This window comes from Lancefieldella rimae ATCC 49626, from assembly GCF_000174015.1.
GTDB lineage: Bacteria > Actinomycetota > Coriobacteriia > Coriobacteriales > Atopobiaceae > Lancefieldella > Lancefieldella rimae.
In genome coordinates this window covers 334,643-352,835 of sequence record NZ_ACFE01000001.1, presented here as the reverse complement: position 1 = coordinate 352,835, position 18,193 = coordinate 334,643, and the positions used below count along the sequence as shown (strand labels likewise).

Annotated in this window: 12 protein-coding genes and 2 tRNA genes; 5 read left to right on the top strand and 9 right to left on the bottom strand. The window is 49.9% G+C overall.

Features of this window, described 5'->3' with window-relative positions; genetic code table 11:
• Positions 1-88: 88 nt before the first annotated feature.
• Positions 89-817: a TetR/AcrR family transcriptional regulator gene (locus tag ATORI0001_RS01690; RefSeq protein WP_003148616.1), complete on the top strand. Its 729-nt coding sequence runs from the start codon at positions 89-91 to the stop codon at positions 815-817.
• A 91-nt stretch (positions 818-908) separates the two neighbouring features.
• Positions 909-2,171 (top strand): methionine adenosyltransferase, encoded by a 1,263-nt coding sequence (gene metK / locus ATORI0001_RS01685; protein ID WP_003148744.1) that lies wholly within the window; start codon positions 909-911, stop codon positions 2,169-2,171.
• Positions 2,172-2,271: 100 nt separating this feature from the next.
• Here metK and ATORI0001_RS01680 read toward each other — a convergent pair whose 3' ends face one another.
• The 6 genes from ATORI0001_RS01680 to ATORI0001_RS01655 form a co-directional block, all read right to left on the bottom strand.
• A complete protein-coding gene (locus ATORI0001_RS01680; protein ID WP_003148281.1) occupies positions 2,272-4,326 on the bottom strand; it encodes a DUF6541 family protein in 2,055 nt (684 codons plus the stop codon).
• Between the two features lie 84 nt (positions 4,327-4,410).
• A tRNA-Glu gene (locus tag ATORI0001_RS01675) sits at positions 4,411-4,487 on the bottom strand.
• A gap of 19 nt (positions 4,488-4,506) precedes the next feature.
• Positions 4,507-4,580 (bottom strand) — tRNA-Gln (locus ATORI0001_RS01670).
• Between the two features lie 132 nt (positions 4,581-4,712).
• Entirely contained in the window at positions 4,713-6,314 is a 1,602-nt protein-coding gene (gene sdaAA, locus ATORI0001_RS01665) for an L-serine ammonia-lyase, iron-sulfur-dependent, subunit alpha (RefSeq protein ID WP_003148177.1), read from the bottom strand.
• 38 nt (positions 6,315-6,352) lie between these two features.
• The gene (gltX, locus tag ATORI0001_RS01660; protein ID WP_003148666.1) at positions 6,353-7,858 is read right to left on the bottom strand and encodes a glutamate--tRNA ligase; all 1,506 of its coding nucleotides are present in this window, start codon (positions 7,856-7,858) and stop codon (positions 6,353-6,355) included.
• 128 nt (positions 7,859-7,986) lie between these two features.
• On the bottom strand, positions 7,987-8,958 hold the full coding sequence (locus ATORI0001_RS01655) for a 3'-5' exonuclease (protein ID WP_003148568.1): 972 nt from the start codon (positions 8,956-8,958) through the stop codon (positions 7,987-7,989).
• Between the two features lie 210 nt (positions 8,959-9,168).
• Between ATORI0001_RS01655 and ATORI0001_RS01650 the strand changes: the two genes are divergently transcribed.
• On the top strand, positions 9,169-10,542 hold the full coding sequence (locus ATORI0001_RS01650) for a M18 family aminopeptidase (RefSeq protein ID WP_003148417.1): 1,374 nt from the start codon (positions 9,169-9,171) through the stop codon (positions 10,540-10,542).
• 14 nt (positions 10,543-10,556) lie between these two features.
• On the opposite strand, the gene ATORI0001_RS01645 is transcribed toward ATORI0001_RS01650, so the two are convergent.
• The 3 genes from ATORI0001_RS01645 to ATORI0001_RS01635 all read right to left on the bottom strand — a co-directional run bounded on the left by ATORI0001_RS01645 (position 10,557) and on the right by ATORI0001_RS01635 (position 15,528).
• Positions 10,557-11,912 (bottom strand): MFS transporter, encoded by a 1,356-nt coding sequence (locus ATORI0001_RS01645; RefSeq protein ID WP_003148301.1) that lies wholly within the window; start codon positions 11,910-11,912, stop codon positions 10,557-10,559.
• Between the two features lie 538 nt (positions 11,913-12,450).
• Positions 12,451-14,073: a DUF438 domain-containing protein gene (locus ATORI0001_RS01640; protein WP_003148151.1), complete on the bottom strand. Its 1,623-nt coding sequence runs from the start codon at positions 14,071-14,073 to the stop codon at positions 12,451-12,453.
• Positions 14,074-14,394: 321 nt separating this feature from the next.
• Positions 14,395-15,528 carry an exonuclease/endonuclease/phosphatase family protein gene (locus ATORI0001_RS01635; RefSeq protein WP_003148315.1) on the bottom strand — a complete coding sequence of 378 codons (1,134 nt, stop codon included), beginning with the start codon at positions 15,526-15,528 and terminating at the stop codon, positions 14,395-14,397.
• A gap of 160 nt (positions 15,529-15,688) precedes the next feature.
• Between ATORI0001_RS01635 and ATORI0001_RS01630 the strand changes: the two genes are divergently transcribed.
• The gene (locus ATORI0001_RS01630; RefSeq protein ID WP_003148684.1) at positions 15,689-16,834 is read left to right on the top strand and encodes a pyridoxal phosphate-dependent aminotransferase; all 1,146 of its coding nucleotides are present in this window, start codon (positions 15,689-15,691) and stop codon (positions 16,832-16,834) included.
• A 15-nt stretch (positions 16,835-16,849) separates the two neighbouring features.
• Positions 16,850-18,142, top strand: coding sequence for a diaminopimelate decarboxylase family protein (locus ATORI0001_RS01625; protein ID WP_237755882.1), 1,293 nt, complete (start codon positions 16,850-16,852; stop codon positions 18,140-18,142).
• Positions 18,143-18,193 lie beyond the last annotated feature (51 nt).

Sequence of the window (18,193 nt, the reverse complement as noted above, 5' to 3'; positions counted from 1 at the left end):
AGCCAAATTGAAAAATTTTTAAATAATGTTCAAAATTTGGATATACGATATCATGAGCTTACTAAAACAAGACTCTGGAGGTCTGCATATGAGCAAGAAAGACATCAATGCTTTGGAAGAGACTGCCGCACATATTGTTGCCGTACATGCTCAAGCTCATGAATTTGTGCACGAAGCCATCGTTGCTGCCTCTCACAGAAAAGATGAAAGACGGACAAAGAAAAGCGTTGAAACGCGCAAGCGTATTATGTCCGTGGCAACGAAGATTATGGTTGAGCGGGGAAGTACTGATTTCAAGATGAGCGAGGTTTCTTCTCAGGCGCAATTAAGTAAGGGTGCTTTGTACTATTACTTTGCCGATAAAGATTCTCTTGTGCAGGCAATTTTTGACAGCTCCGTCGATGATTTGGCTGAAGAAGTGACGCGTGTATCTACAGGAACCTCAGTTTCAATCGATTCACTGCGGGCAATTCTTAAAGAGCTAGCTTCTCAGATTATGCCCGGATCTCCTCTCGTGCTTGCGCTGGTAAGTAAATTTGCAAGCTCAAAAGGAGATTTAATTTCTAATGTGGATTCGCATCTGTCACGAGTCATTATGTTCTTGTCCGCGCAGCTTGAGCAAGGTAAGCAGGAAGGCTTTATTCAAGAAGATGCAGACACTCGTCTTGCGGCCTGTGCAATAGTGGGTTCTTTGGTACTTTCCGCCATCGGATTTATGGGTGGCACTCATTATGAGCTGACCGTTGATGAACTTGTCACCAAGCTTCTCTCGATGGTTTTGAAAGGTGTTGGAACTCAGTCGGAAGTATCGGTATAAATAGTTGTATCTTAGGTGATAGACACAGATGGATTGTGAGGATTTTCTCGCAATTGTTTTTACATAACTGCCATGAAAGAAAGGACGAACCATGACTCATAGGTCGTATTACTTTACATCGGAATCCGTTACGGAAGGCCATCCCGATAAGGTTTGTGATCAAATATCCGATGCGGTGCTTGACGCCATTCTCGCAAAAGAATCAAAACTGCAGGCACAAGGCTATATTTCTCCTTCAGGGGAGGCTGCCAATGTCAATCATGTGCGCTGTGCATGTGAGACATTTGCAACAACCGGAACCATTATCATTGCCGGTGAGATTCGTACGCAGGCATATATTGATGTGCAGGACATCGCCAGAAAAACGCTGAAGCGCATTGGATATGATCGCGCGAAGTATGGGTTTGACTGCGAGACCTGCGGCGTATTGAATCTTATCCATGAACAGAGTCCCGATATTGCGCAGGGCGTTGACGAGTCCTATGACGTACAGACGGGGAGAAGTGCAGATCCGCTTGATCTTATCGGTGCAGGAGACCAGGGGATGATGTTTGGGTATGCAACCGATGAAACCGACGTGCTCATGCCAATGCCTGCGTATTTGGCACAGCGTCTTGCTGAGCGCCTAGCGGTGGTTCGCAAAACGGAGGAGCTTTCCTATTTGCGCCCTGACGGAAAGACACAGGTAACCGTTAGATATGAGGACGACCGGCCGGTTGAGGTCTCTGCCGTTGTCATCTCTACACAACATGCTCCCGAGATTGAAGACATGAGCGTCATTAGAGACGACATGATTGAGCATGTGATTAAACCGGTGTTTGGGCACGTGGGTATTGCGTGGGATAATGCTGATATTTATGTCAATCCAACAGGCCGTTTTGTGGTCGGCGGTCCCATGGGAGATACAGGTCTTACCGGCAGAAAAATTATTGTAGATACGTATGGCGGTATGGGTCGCCACGGTGGTGGAGCATTTTCAGGAAAAGACTGCACCAAAGTGGATCGCAGTGCTGCATACGCTGCGCGTTGGGTGGCAAAAAATGTGGTTGCCGCAGGTCTTGCTCATAAATGTGAAATTGAGCTTGCCTATGCCATTGGTGTTGCGCATCCACTTTCAATTATGGTTGATACGTTTGGTACAAATAATGGCGTTGCTTCTGATACGGATATCGAGAAGGCCATACAAAAGGTATTTGATCTTCGCCCGGGAGCAATCATTCGGGATTTGAAACTGCGCCGTCCTATCTTTGAAAAGACAGCTGCATATGGTCATTTTGGCCGTAATGACGCTGACTTTACATGGGAGCAAACTAATCGAGTTAATGAGCTTCTTGTCGCAATTCGCAAGGGTTAGCCTTTGCAGAAACACTAATATAAGGTGCAGAGTTGCTGCGGTATAGATTTCGTAAGGGTCTATACCGCTTTTTGGTGTGAGACTAAAACGCTGTTGGTAATTAATACAGGGTAATCTTATAGAGACGCATATTACCTTCAGACAGTACTACTTCAAATCCCGGGGTGTCGTCAGTGATACCTAAAATTCCTCTGAATGTACCCGATCTATAGTTGTTCCCTATTGCACCAGACTCTGAAGGAATTCCTAGTACTAGAACGTAATGGATATCGAGTTCTTTAGCAATGCTTCGAACTTCTTCGTCTGAAGCAATGTCCTTCAGACGTTTTCTCAATATCGCTGAAGTTGGCTTTTCAGTATTGTCATATCCGGTGGGATATCGCCAAACGACATGTACGTTATTGGTAGCATATGCCCAAAGACTTCCGTCATAGGGGATGTTTGCTACGCGAGCTCCTTTTGGAATGACATTCTTAACGCGACGTAAAAATTCACGTTCTTCGTTTGTGAGAGGATCTTTGTCACCATAAGATTCGACTGCTACGGTTTTAAAAGCAGAGAATGCATTGGTGGGCGCAGGATGCTTAGAAGAAGGCATAGCGATGAGATAATTACCAAGGATAAATACGGTAATTACTAAGACTAGAGAAGCTCTCTTCCCGAGAAAGTGTGGAAGGCGTGGCTGGTATTTACAGATTAAATCAAAGAGTGCACATCCAAGCGTACTGAGACCAATTGCGGCAAGCGGCATGGCAGAAATTGCAGCGGTTGCTGCAATACGGAAAGGATCGGTATACCAAAATCCAGAAAGTATGCCTTTGAGAGGAACGTCAAAAGAGATGATAAATGCGCATAAAAGCGAAATATAGAAGAAGGCAACGGAGAGCCAACGTCCCTGTTTTTTACTAAATGTCCATACAATACCTACAAAGACGGTCAGCGTAAGCATTGGCTGCATAGAAACCAGCTCGCCACCTGCATAAGACTCACCAACATAGTCAAGGCCAATAACGTGTATAAGAGCGTTTATAGGATCTGAATAGGAGTTCCACCAAAAGCTGAGGGCGACTCCTCGTACGATCAGAACAAAGTAAAATGTGAGCCATACCAAGATGACAAAAATAAAAAATACACCAACAAGTATAAGTGGCTTTACTTGATGCCCAAAAAGAGAAATGCGACGATTTGATTGTTTTATGCGCGCCAAGCACCAAGGGAAGAGAATAATGATGCTTGAAAAAATAGTAGAGGTATGAAGGACGGTTAAGCTGATACATCCTAGTACAAATGTGATACTGAGCAATATAAGATCATGCTTTGGAGTTTTTGAACGAGTAATTTGCATAAATACCCAAAAAATTGCAGGCATCGTGCAAAAAGCAAACGTGTTGGGATAAATAGGTCCATATACAAAGAGCGCCCAAGGGAATACCGAAAAGGAGCCTGCAGTAAATGCTCCAGCAAGAAGAACTGTGCGTTTGTTGGGGAACGTTTTTGCAATGAAGGTAGTTATGGAGAGTGGCAACAGTATTGCCGCGCTTACGAAGTTTAGAGCGTTTCCAGCAACGGTTGTGTCAGTATGTACGAGCTGCGTTGCAAGAGCATTTAAAATATTCCATCCACTTGGATAAAATCCCGACGAACTGGACTGCCAGGGGATTATTGCGGCATCGGGGGTGCTGTAATAGTTGTAATTAATGGAAGAATAACATTGTGAGTCAATCATAGCCTGGGTGACGTCGAGGTGATGAGTGATATCCCAACCCTGTACAAATGCACCGGCGCTTGAGAGAGACGTTACGTATAAAAGCGTGGTGGTAACAAGACCGACTGCGACAGAGATAAGAAGTATCTGCCACGGAAGATCATCATAGGTGTGAGAAGAAGGTGCGGGATTGTGGTGCGTACCAACATGAGTGAAGGCATATGTTGCGCCTGCTATGAAAAGTGGGACACCTGCCATCAAAAAGATATGTGCCGGAATGCGGAGTATGTTAAGGACTTCTCCGGTTATAAAAATAAAGCTGCAACTAATAAGAGGGGCAGTGGGAAGTGCCCAACCTATGGGCATACGAAACGCCTTAAGGAAGAGTGTTCCGGGAAGATAGAGCAGTATACACAATACAAGGACAGCACGTACAAACTCAGGCCACATGAAGTCTCCGAATCGAAAAAGAGAACACTCTACCCAGTATACCTATCAATATAAAAAAGGGGTCAACGTGACCCCTGAAATAGTTGGTAGCCCGTACCAGATTCGAACTGGTGATCTCCGCCTTGAGAGGGCGGCGTCCTGAACCGCTAGACGAACGGGCCATATATGTTTGGAAGGACATGGCTGGGATAGAGAGAGTCGAACTCCCGTTGACGGAACCAGAATCCGCTGTCCTACCACTAGACGATATCCCAAGATGTCATCCACGCGCACCAGCGCGACAAATAACTATAAAGGAGCAGCGAGAGCTATGCAAGTGAGAATATCGAGAATTTTTGAAATTCTCTTGGTTCATACGATGGAACAGGTGCTATACACGGGTATTTCTAGGGGATTTTGGGTAAAGCCACGTGGCAAGCGGTACAGGCAGAGCAGGCTGTTTGTGCACTTGGAGCGGCAGCAAGTCCTCCTTTTGCCGTCTCACGAAGGGTGGAGGGGAGCTCTGCTCCCACGTCTGCCATAGTGTGCGCCACCTCATCAAACGGAAGAGGATTGCCAATACCGGCGAGGGCAAGTTGTGCAGAACTGATAGCCGCCGCAACTCCGATGGCATTTCTATCTTGGCACGGATACTCAACAAGTCCGCGCACGGGGTCGCAAACCAAGCCAAGCAAATTGGAAAGCGCAATCGAAGCGGCGTCAAGGCATTGCTTTGGCGTGCCGCCGAGAAGCTCGGTGAGGGCCGATGCGCTCATGGCGGCCGCCGATCCTATTTCTGCCTGACATCCGCCTTCCGCCCCTGAGACGCTTGCGTTTGTTGACAGGATGGCACCTAAGGCGGCGGCATTCCACAGCGCAAGAAGGATTTGGTCGTCTGTTGCGTGTATGTGCTCTGCCACGGCGAGGATGGAGCCGGGTACGACACCTGAGGCGCCGGCAGTGGGGGCGGCCACAATGATACCCATGGTTGCCGAGCGCTCGAGAACGGCCATGGCAAAGGCTACCGCTTTTGTTTGCACCGGCCCCATTAAAGCATCAATTATGGCGGGGCTTGTGTTGGCGGTTGCCTGAGCCTGGCCAAAGAGAAGACCGCCAATGGATGCGCGGGGATTTTCAATGGTGTCACGTACTTCTTGACGCATGACATTGAGTACCCGCGTCATTTCTTTTTCACTGTCCGCCTCGGGCCGTAAGATCTTCTCGCGCCGTTGCATGGCTGCGCCAATGGAGAGATTGTTGCTTTCACAAAGAGCGAGAAGCTCGACACCGTTGTCAAAGTGAGTGCTGTGCGGACCTTGCGTAATCGCAGGGGCAGCGCCTGGGATATAGACTTGAGTTGCGTAGATAACGTGGGGAGCCTGTCGAAACAGAGTAAGGGTGCGCTCAGAAATTTCCTCGTCTATCTCAAAGATGGTGTATGCCACACCCCCGCGCGCAGCACGGAAGGTGCGCATGGTTGCAACGTTGATATGCTGCTGGGCAAGAACCGCCGTAAGAGCCGCAAGAACGCCAGGCGTGTCGTGGTGAGAGACAAAGATGGTAGGCATGTCGCCGGCCATACGGACATGAGCACCGTTAACGCCACTGATGCGAATACGGCCTCCGCCAATAGACTCTCCCATGACAGCCACGTGTGCGGTTTCGGGGCCATACATGTGCACTTCAACGGTATTGGGATGGAGCGACTCATCGTCGCCCTTCTCGATAACGTCAAAGGCCAAGCCGTGCTCTTTTGCAAGGGCAAAGGAATCGCGTACTCGTTTGTCATCGGGAGCGCAGCCGAGCATACCGGCAACGAGGGCCTGATCGGTGCCATGTCCGCGGTGTGTGTGAGAAAACGAGTTGTAGAGCCAGAACTCTACGCGAACGAGAGGGTCGGGCGCAAGCGAACGGGCTGCGAGGGCAATGCGAAGAGCGCCTGCGGTATGCGATGAGGAAGGGCCAACCATAATGGGACCCAAGACCTCAAGTGCAGACATGGTCATCATGGAGAAACTCCTTATATAAAATGCGAATTATCTGCGCGTTATTGGGCTATTTTAAGGGCTCTTTCAAGTCGTGCAAGAGCGATGTCTTTGCCGAGAAGCGCCATGGATTCTCCAAGCGGCGGGGAAACCATGTTGCCGCATTCGGCAACGCGAACTGCTTGAAAAACCACACGTTTTTTGAGGTCGAGTTGTTCGGGGAGGACCTCAAGTGCCGCGTCAATGTTTGCCGGAGTCCATTCGGAAACGGGCAGAAGTGCGGCATGTGCCGCTTCAAGAATGGAGACAGCTCCGTCCTTTGCAAGACTCTTGGAGACGCTCTTCTCGTCAAAGGTAACCTCGGCGCCTTCGTAGAGGAAGCGGGATTTCTCCACAACATCAGGGGAAACGGTGGTGCGAGGTTTAAGAATCTCAGAGAGCAGATCATACCAGGCGGGACGTGTGGCATAGATTTTTTCCGCATCGGTTTCCGTATCGGAAACGGGCTCCAGGCCTGCGGAGACAAGTTCCGGGATAAGAACCTGTACGGAAAACGTTTTATTGTCCATGACCGAGAGGTAGGTAGCATTTATCCAGTTGAGCCGCTCGGGATCTGATTTGGCGGGGTTTTTTGAAACGTGGTCGAGCGAGAACTGAGAAGCAAGGACGTCGCGCGGGACAATGGTGGTTTCTCCGTCCAGCGACCAGCCGAGAAGCGCCAGGTAATTGACGAAGGCATCGGAAAGGTAGCCTGCGTCGCGATACTCTTCAACGGAGGTGGCACCATGGCGTTTGGAAAGTTTTTTGCCGTCGGGACCTAAAATCATGGAAATATGTGCGAACTCAGGTACCGGTGCGTCCAAAGCTTCATATACCATGATCTGACGGGGAGTATTGGAGAGGTGATCGTCGCCTCGGATGATGTGTGTGATACCCATCAAGGCATCGTCAACGACGGTTGCAAAGTTATAGGTAGGCGTGCCGTCAGAACGGAAGATGATAAAATCATCGAGCTCACGGGCATTGAAGGTAACGTCGCCGTGGACCGCGTCGTGAACGATAACGTCTCCGCGATCGAGTGGTACCTTGATGCGGATGGTGTAGGGCTCGCCGGCCTCAATGCGTGCCTGAGCTTCTGCGGGATCAATGTTTCTGCAGGTACGTTGATAGCCTTGGAATGAGTCATGTCGCTCTTCTGCTGCCTTTTTATCCGCTGCAAGCTTTTCCGGCGTGCAGAAGCACGGATATGCCTTACCCTCTGCCAACAGGCTGTGTGCGGCCTTACGATAAATTTCAAGGCGTTCGGTTTGTGCATACGGGCCAAAATCGCCGCCCTTGTCGGGACCTTCGTCCCAGTCAAGACCAAGCCAACGCATGGCGCGCAGGATGATTTGCGTATTTTCGTCAGTGGAGCGGGCGGGATCGGTGTCGTCGATGCGCAGAATAAAGGTTCCACCGTTGGCTCGCGCAAACGCCCAGTTATAGATAGCGGTGCGCGCGCCTCCTATATGCAGCTTTCCGGTGGGCGAGGGGGCAAAGCGTACACGGACCTGCTTGTTTTGAGACAAGGCTCCTCCTAACAGCTGACATCTTCAGCACGAGAGTCCGAAGAGTCAAATATATACAGCCAATTTTGTGCTGCATGACGACATAATAAACAACCAAACAAGTATATAGCTCAAGCGGCCGCAATGTGTCACGAGGCTTTGAACATATTCCTCTCGTTCAGTTCCGCCTGTACGGTGCGAATCATAAGATCAACATCGTCAAGACCAAGGTGCTGCTCGACCTCATGAGCCGCAAGCGTTCCACGTCTGCGTGCCCAGTTTTCAAGACTTGCAGGTCTTGACGCAGGGAGAAGAGAGCGAAACTCCGGATCAAGGCGGCGACAGATTTCACGCGTGTCGATGGGGACGATCTTGCCTTCTTTGTGAGCTTCGGCATATCCGTCTATGTGCAACATGAACCAGGAATCTTCAAAAGCAGCGTTATGAGCCATGAACGGAACTTTTTTCATTGCGGTAAGCAGCGCTTTTTGAGCGGCTTTATCTGAGCGGAACAATGGTCTACCGTCAAGGTCTTGCCAGGTAATATGATGGATTTCGCTCAGGGGAACGCCCTTCTCGCGATAAAGCTCCGGCATGCCGAAGTATGCCGCATGAGGATCCACCGGAACGGTCTCAGGACCAAGATTCCAGAACTCAAAACCTATATTGATGATGTAGCCTTGATCGGGGAAGCGAGAAGTTGTCTCGATGTCGATACCCAAAATCGTGCCTGAAACCGGTTTTTCGTGATAGGCGAGGGCAAGATCGGCAAGCGTAGGTCCTGCCGTTTTCATGACTGCAGCTTCACGTCGGTGTTGTAATTTTGCTACTCCTCGCGCGGTGTCCTCGATGGTAAGTCCGCGCGCAAGCGACACTCCATTGACATTACGCAGGCGCTCGGAACCATAGAGGTCACAAACCTCGCGATTACGGTCGGCGAGCTGGCGTACCAGATCAAAAGAAAACGGAAGACTGTCTTTTGGAGCGGCATTCCAGGCATCAAGGAGTGTCTTGAGAGCGTCTTCGTTTTTGAGACGCTCCGCCGTGAGCGTGGCATCGTCGTTCAAAAATCCCGGTATCAGATATGCACTCGCATGCTCTATTGCCTGACTGAGTTCCATAACACCTACCTTACGATACGAGTGACACGTGAGCACTTATTGCGCATGGGCACTTATTTTGCTCCGGCACAAATTCTTTTTCAAATACTAGGGTAGTGCATTGCCATGGGAGAAATGTATGAGCTTCGCGAATTTCTTTTCCTCTCACGTAAAAGGTATGATTACGTGCTAGGCTTAACGCAAATATCAAAATGCTAAGGAGTGGTCTTGTTGTCACTGACAGAAGAATATCTTGCAGTTTCCCACGATTTACTTGCATTTATTGATGAGAGCCCTTCAATGTTCCATACGGCAAACGCCATTCGCAATCGTCTTGAAGAGGCGGGATTTGTCTATCTTTCTGAGGGTGCCACATGGAATGTTTCTCCTGGCGGTTGCTATTTTACCGTGAGAAATAATTCTTCCGTCATTGCGTGGAAGGTGGGCGAGAAGTTCAATACAGACGCGCCATGCCGGAGAGCGACGTATCAAGGGGCGCCGTATCACTTTCAAATTGCCGCAGCTCATGGCGACTCTCCTTCCTATAAGGTGAAGGCAGTGCCTGAGGTACAGAGTGCACAAAAGATGCTGCGCCTTTCGGTAGAAGCCTATGGAGGCATGATTGACCATACGTGGTTTGACAGGCCACTTGGGCTTGCAGGTCGTGTGCTGGTCAGAAGTGGTGCCCGGATAGAGTCTCGTCTGATTAACATTACGCGCGATGTCGCGCTTATCCCCAGTCTGGCTATTCATTTGGATCATGCGTCGGGATTGACTCCCGAGCTCAATCGATCCGTTGATCTCATGCCGCTCTTCTCGGCAGGCGAGCTTTCAGAAGGTTCGTTTAAACGTATGGTTGCCAAGGAGGCCGGAGTTAATGAGGAGGATGTTCTTTCTTGGGATCTCTTTTTAGCCGACCATACGGGAGGTCGTATTTGGGGTATTCAAGATGAGTTTGTGTCTGCCGGGCACTTGGATGATTTACAGGCAGCTTATGCTGCGCTGAGAGCATTTCTCGCGTCTGACAATGATGCCGATATTTCCGTGTATGCGTGTTTTGACAACGAGGAGGTGGGCTCCAACACCAAACAAGGGGCTCTATCTACTTTCTTACGTGATACTCTTAGCCGCATTAACGGAGCGCTTGGTTTGGGCGAAGAAGATTTGCACCGGGCTCTTTCAGCTTCAATGTTGGTGAGCTGTGATAATGCTCATGCCGTGCACCCAGCACATCCCGAGAAGTACGACACGGTCAATCAGTGTGTCCTCAACGGAGGTATTGTTATCAAAGAGGCGGCGCGTCAGTCGTACTGCACCGATGCCTTCAGTCGCGCTGCATTTGAGGAGATTTTATCGACCAATGGCATACCGTACCAGGTTTTTGCTAATCGCAGTGATATGCCGGGAGGATCAACCTTAGGCAATCTTTCCAATATGCACGTGAGCATACATGGTGTTGACGTGGGACTTCCGCAGCTTGCCATGCATTCCGTTTTTGAGACCACGGGATCGCACGATACGGTCTTAGGAATACGGGCGCTTCTCGCATTTTATAATGCCGACGTAGTCATCTCTGAAGCGGATGCTTTTGAGGTACGTCAGTAAGTTTCTGTTTGAAATTATCGCGTGCAGTTTGCCCAGTGTGCATTCCTGAGCGCAAAAAGAGCCAAGATCAAGCAGCTGAGCATGAGGGCAAAACCAAGGCCAAACAGGATATCGTATCCACCGGCCGAGCCATCGACGATAAGACTCCATACTACCAGTGCGATTGCGGACATGAGCGAGCTGACAATGGCAATCCGGGAGTAAATGATAGTGTAGTCTTTGTTGCCAAAAACCGCACGAACCAAGATAGGCGTCTCAACGGTGGTCATGGCATATACCACGCCAAAAAGAGCCGCTCCGAGAAGCATAATGGGAAGTGCGGTTATCTTGAGCCAAAGCAGTACCAGACCAACGACGCCGCAGAGAACGCCAGCAAAACAAGCGATTCTCTCAGAGGTATCGTTAAGAGCGCCAAGGACTACCTTTCCCACGGCTTGTCCGACCATAACGGCACCGGCGATAAGGCCTCCGGCAGTGGCGATTTCAGGTGCCGTAGCGGCAAATGTGGCTGCGTAACTGGGAAAAAACTGCGAGATTTGCTGGTTTAAGGTAATGAGGGCGTAGAATGCTCCAATCATGAAGAAGGACGGCATTCGGAGCGCCTTGTGTGCCGAGATGCCATCGTCAAGGTTTGACTGTGCGTGTGCGCTCTCGGTGGCGGTTTTGGCGTCGGTAGAGGCGCTGGCTTCGACGTTCTTCTCGTCTGAGCCCATGGGAAGAAGTCCAAGATCAGAGGGCTTGTCGCGAACAACGAAGAAGGTAAAAGGCAGCGTACATGCAAGAATGATTGCGGCAAAGATGAAATAACACATACGCCAGCCGTCGGAGCCGCTTGCGATGAGCGTTGAACCAATGGGATTAAAAAGAGCACCGCCGATGCCGGTAAAAGCAAAGCACAGACCGGTAAAAAATCCGACTCGTTTGGAGAACCAATTTCCTATAAGCGTTGGCACGGCTAAAAAGATGAGGCCTGGCAGACCAATTCCAATGACAATGCCGCAGATATAGAGCTGCCAAACTGCCTGCACCAATCCCATGGCACCGTATGCAAGACCACAAAGAAGCGTGTCTATCGTAAGAATCGTGCGCATGCTGTATTTTTTTAGCAGCCGACCCGTGATGGGAAGTGCAACCATCATCGTGAGGCAGATGACGGAAAATACGAGTGAAAAGCTGACTTTTGGGACCCCAAAATACTGCGTGACAGGCGTAATGAATATACCAAAGCAGGTCAGAATAATGGCACAAGGGAAAAACATAATGGCTATGCATGACGCAACGATGGCGTATGCATAGTTTTGAGTATGCCGAGATGTACTGCGAGATGCGCTTTGGAAGGTGTCGCGAGAAGTGCGTGTTGATGGTGACATAACAATCCTTTGGTCGATGATTCGTGACTATTGTAGCCAAGATTGAAGGTTTCATTCCAAGGAGTTCTCGCCTGCAATTTGGAATGCAAGAGTTTCTCGGTTTTAACGCACAAAACTTCAAAGTGGATTTCTCCGTGATTTGCATGAATTGCAAATCCGCAGGCAGCTGTTTTGCTTTAGTTGTGCTTTTCATATGAGGCAGCGGATTGGTGCCAAATTGAGCGTTTACGGGTGATTTGATTCACCACTAAACGCTCAAATCCCGGAAAAACCACCACTAAACATCGCTTTTGTCGACTAAAACCACCAGTAAATAGCAAATTTGAGCCACATTTCGAAAAGTACTGCAAGCAGCACAAATCAGTTTATTGTGTGTTTAATTCTTGATACAAAAATTGCAGGTTAACCATATTGCTTTCCAGGATTGATGTCGACAAGCATACGGACTAATAGTCGAAAACACGCCCTTCTCGCTATACGCGCGGCGAGAAGAACGTGCTGTTGAAGCATATGAAATTCAAGGTGGAGTCAAGTACCTTTATGCATCAGATCCGCGGCGATTCTCGCCTTCAAGTGCTTTGATAGGTCCGATATCCTGCGTGGTTTCAAGAGCGCCGAGGTAGTTGCCCTCCTCATCGCGAACGGCAAAGTAGCGGACGTACAAGAACTTACCCATGGCCTTGAACCAAAACTCTGAAACGTCGCGCTTACCGCTCTTGAACTCGGTTAAGATGCGGCGTACTGCTTCTTGGCTTTTGGGTGGATGGCAGTCATACACATCGCGGCCAAGACAACTCTTGGGGCGCGGGAAAGCGCGGGTATCGCCATGGCTGAAGTAGCAGGTCTTGTCGTTGGCGTCCACAAAGGTAATGTCCAAAGGAATGGTTGCAAACACAGCTTCGAGTTGTGCGAGAGTAAACTCGCCGGTAGACAGACGGATTGTTTCATCTTGAGAAGTGCGCGTGTCAGAGGAGTTTTCTGCGTTCTCACCGGAGGCGGTAGCTTCCATCTCGTTCAGCTTATCGTTTGCAAGCTCAAGCGGATCTGCGTGCCACGCAGGAGGAGTGACGCCAAACGCGTGACCGAACTCGTTTTCCTCCGAGGCGATCTGGGTCCACTGGGTTGCCGAGAGATGCTCGAGGGAAAGTGGAATCAACACGTTTTCTTCTTTGCTCACCATGGAGAGGGTGCCTTCAACGGCCTCATCAAGGTAGTCGGCAACACCTGCTAAAAGCTGGGAATCGTACTCACCGTAGGCGGTTCCAAGCAGAGCTTCAGCACCATGCACGGCATTTCTTACCTCATCATCTTTGCCCCACATGACCTTAGAGGGACCGGTGATGTCATGGCGCTCAAGATGAGGAAAGAGCAGCTCTTCCTTGCGTTTATAGTGGATAAACACCTCATCAAACGCTTCCATGTCGGCCTTCAAAATGGCAACGATGCCTTCACGCTCTGCCGCAGAAGAGGCTTCGGTGAGCATGCGGGTGCGTTTGACGTCAGGCTTTACGCGATCGTTGATAAAAGCCATAATGCGATCGTTTTCCTGACGCATGGTCCATACGGGATGTCCCGGTGTTTCTTCAACCGCTCCGGCTGCTCCGGTGTGTGCACAGGAAACATGACCTTCAAAGAGCGAGGCATGAACGTCGCAGAGGCGAAGAACCTTCTCCATGGGAACGCCTCCCGCAATGAGTTCCTGCTCGGCGGTGGATATTTCACCACCGGAAACGTCCTTAAAGTTGCGAGCAAAGTCTTCACGAACGCTCTCGATATCCTCACCGTCGTTGAGGCGCTCCAGATACTGCGCAATGAGAGCCTTGCGCTCTTCAGGGGTTGTGGCAATGGGGTTTTCATCTGGGGTAGCAGGGGCCCCACCTGGAGCAACAGGAGCTTCCACCGTAGCAACAGAGGACTTGTCTGCAGCAACGTCGTCACCTTTGATGATAAATCCGTGAGCTCGGAAGACGTCCTTTAGTTCTTCAAGATCAACGCCCTTATGCGCGCATCCCTTGGGAATCGTCATAAAGCGGCCCATGGTTTGCAGACGACCAGGTTCGGTAATCTCTTTGAATCCGTTTTCTGCCATAAGATCTTTAATGGCGGGGAACTTTGTGCAGATTTCGTATACGGATTTATCCAAATCAATCATGTTTTGCATGAGAACTCCTTTCAAGAAGCTTCAGGAAGCAATGAATATATCGGTGATCCATAAAGAGTCTACCCCGGTTTACTTTCAAGAGTCCACCAAGGCTGACTTTTTACTCAACAGCAGTTTGTCACGTTTGTGCCGAGAAGAACGTTGTAATTACAACATTTGCATGGAATTTGATGGGGTATTGCTCTTTTGATGACCGTATGCTTACGCTAAGCAGAAAACGCAAAAGTCCGGCTACTATGCACTCGAACTTCAGCTACTGCGTGCCTGCGCCTCCTGCTATTGCGCGTTCGTGCCTCCGGTTACCGAGCGTTCCCACCTTAACTACTGTGCGTTCGTACCGAGTGTAAAGCGCAGAAGTACGGGATTATGGTCGCTGTACGCAAAGCCGGTATCAATGTTTTCCGCCCGAGCTTTTACGTTGTCGGAAACGATCCAACCGTCAACCGTAGTGGTGTAGGTATGACCTTTGGTATAGGGGATATCGTCACCACGACAGCTGGGAACGTCTGCGAGGTTGTCAGCCTTAACTACGGAGAATCCTTCCGGCAAATCAGAGTCTTTCAGCTCGGCGACCCAGTCAGGGACTTGCTGGTCAGACGGATACAGAGAAAGAGATCCTGCAAGCGCATGGTTCCAATCCCCGCCGGCGATAACATAATTGCCTTTGGCGCGCTCTTGCGTAAGAACTTCTCTCAGCATGGCAAGTTGTTTGGCGCGCATAGTGCCTCCGGCATCGTATGCAGACATGTGCGAATTGATAAGTACCAGCTCATGCCCATCACTTGTGGGATATCTCGTGATCATGAAACAGCGGTCAAGGTCAAAGAATTTTGCAAAGAACGACTGGTCAACGGGATAGCTTCGGCGCGTGCTCTTTGCAGCTGTGACGTTGGAGAGAGTCATGAGACCCGCGTCCACACTTCCGTGAAATTCAGGAATCGGGTACGCAAGAAAACCGGTATGGAAATTCTGCGCGAAATAGGAAGCATCTTGAGGGAACTTTGATTCCGTTTCTTGAACTTGGTTAACGTGATAGCTTCTGTCAGAGTTTCTGTCCACTTCCTGAAAGAGCATGAAATCAGGGGCTGTTCCATTATTGAGTGAGGCAATAGTTCCCAGCGCTCCCTCAGTGCACTTCTCGACAGAGTCTTTACTTACGGCACGTCCGTGTTCACCTTTGGTTCGCGTACCGTCGGCCATGATGCCTTCGTCCATAAAGAAGGTGTAGTCGGGAGTATAGGCACCAAAACCAATGTTGTAGGTTGAGGCGGTGTACTCTTTACCAACCTCAATGTGCGTGGTGGAAGGAGAGGCTCCCTCATTGGTGACGGCGGTATTGTCGGAAATACGATAGTAGTTAAGCTGCAAATAGAGGACGTATCCACCAAAGATAAGCGCAATGGCAACTACCATGCCAAGTAATACCTTTAAAACGCGTAAGACGTGCTTTTTCATTGAGCCTCCTCATGAACACGGCGAGCATATCGACGGATCGCAATTGCGGAGATACGCCTGTAAATACAAAAATTTACGTGCCGGCAACCTCTCCGCAACGTTTGTGTCGTATGCTTAAATCATACCGCGTACTTTGACGTTTGGTTGCGAAGGACTGCATATGTCACTTACGAGAAATTCAACTCTTCACGCATTTAAGCCATCGGGCATCAGACGCTTCTCGGCGCTTGCCTCCGCAAATCCCGATTGCATATCGCTAACAATCGGCGAGCCGGCGGAAGACACACCGCAAAACATTTCGGCTTTGGTTGATGCGGAGCTTAAAGCAAAAAATACGCATTATCCGCCTAACGTGGGGTATCCGGAGTTGCGGGACGCCATTGCGGCATGGGAGCGTGAGCGCGGGTTTTCCGTGACTCCCGAGGGCGTTATCACAACGGTTGGTGCAACCGAAGCTCTTTTTGCTTCTCTCGCGGCTCTTCTCAACCCGGGAGATGAGGTAATCATTCCGTCTCCGGCCTATATTGTGTACAGCTCAATCACCACGCTTCTTCACGCAACTCCGGTGGTCCTTGATACGGTTCAGACTGACTTTCAAATCAGTCTGGACGCGCTTATGGCGGCAGTAACCAAGAAAACGAAAGCAATAGTGCTTACCTCTCCAAACAATCCTACGGGATGCATACTTTCGCATGAATCTCTTGATGCGGTGGCGCGCGTTGCCGCTGAGAAAAACTTCTATGTCATTTGCGATGACGTGTACCGGGAGCTTTCCTACGTGCAAGACGTACCGCGTTTCGCAGCAAAATATCCGCAGCTTGCGGATCGCATTATTGTGACAAACAGCTTCTCTAAACCGTGGGCAATGACCGGCTGGCGTCTTGGTTGGGTGGCAACGACTGATAGTCTTGCGGCCGATATCGCAAAAGTGCACCAGCAAATGGTTTCATCGGTTCCGTCATTTTTACAGGCCTCTGCCTGTGAGGCGCTTAGAACATCTACGTCTGATTCACGCGAGAAGTACCAAAGACGCAGAGACATTACCCTTGACGCTCTCGCCAAGATGGCCTTGCCTACGATAAGGCCGGAGGGTGCTTTTTACGCGTTTCCTCGAATTTCGGAATTCGGCCTTTCAAGTGAGGAATTCTGTCTGCGGGCCATTGAAGAGGCAGGAGTTGCTTTGGTACCTGGCGTATTTTTTGGTGCCGAGGGCTTTGTACGCATCAGTTATGCGGTTTTTGAGGAGACACTTCGAGAAGGACTTGCTCGATTGCACGGGTTTGTGGATCGGCTTCGTACCCTATAGGGCTTTGGAGGAAAAGTGTTGAAAAAGCACCCGTTTATAACAAAAGATGAGCTTGAACGCATTACCAAAAAGTATCCCACGCCTTTTCATATTTATGATGAGGCGGAAATCGTGCGTCGTGTGCGCCTTTTGCAGAAAGCCTTCTCATGGAATCCCGGGTTTCGAGAGTTCTTTGCGATAAAAGCAACCCCCAATCCGACAATCATCAAGTTACTGCGCGATCTTGGCTGCGGGTGTGATTGCGCAACGGCTACGGAGTTGGTACTCGCTGATGCCTGCGGAGTAACGGGCTCAAACATCATGCTTTCATCCAACGACACGCCTCCTGAAGACTTTAAACGAGCCGCCGCTCAGGGAGCCATTATCAATCTTGATGCCGGCGGCGATATGCTTGATACACTCGACGTTGCTCTTGGAGGCGTACTCCCGGATAGCATCTGTGCGCGGTTTAATCCGGGAGGCACCTTTGAGTCCACAAACGGCATCATCGGAAACCCCGCGGATGCGAAGTTTGGCATGACTGAGGCACAGCTTTTCGAAACGTTTCGAGTCTTGCGTGATCGCGGTGTAAAAGTGTTTGGATTGCATGCGTTTCTTGCCAGCAATGCTCGTGAGCAAGATTACTATCCGAAGCTTGCCCGTATTCTTTTTGAGTTGGCCGTGCGACTGCACAGAGAACTTGGCATTCACATAGGGTTTGTTGATCTTTCCGGTGGTATCGGTGTTGCCTATCGGCCTGAAGAAGCAAGCGCCGATGTTTGCGCCATTGGCGAGGGAGTGCGAAGAGCATACGAAGAAGTGCTTGTCTCTGAGAACATGGATGACGTGGCCATATATTCTGAGCTTGGCAGGTGGCTTTTGGCTCCGGCAGGCGGCTTGGTTACCCGCGTACTCCATGAAAAGGTTACCTATCATGACTATCTTGGCGTTGATGCGTGTGCGGCAAACCTGATGCGGCCGGCAATCTATGATGCCTACCATCACATCACCGTAATGGGATCTGAAGATGTTCCCGCCGATCATGTATATAGTGTCGTTGGCGGTTTATGTGAAAACAATGATCAGTTTGCCCGCGACCGTGCACTTCCCAAAGTTCACGTCGGTGACCTGCTCTTTATTCACGATACCGGAGCGCATGGTTTTTCGATGGGATATAACTACAATGGCAAGCTTCGTTCGGCTGAGTTGCTCTATCATGAGGACAAGACGGTAGAGCTTATCCGCCGTGCGGAGACAATGGCAGACTACTTTGCAACGTTTGATTATCCCGGCTCACCTTTTTCAGATCTTGCTCATCCGGAGGCATAGCAAGTAACGGGCAAGTAACGATCAAGAGGTTTTGCCTTCTCCATCAAGGAC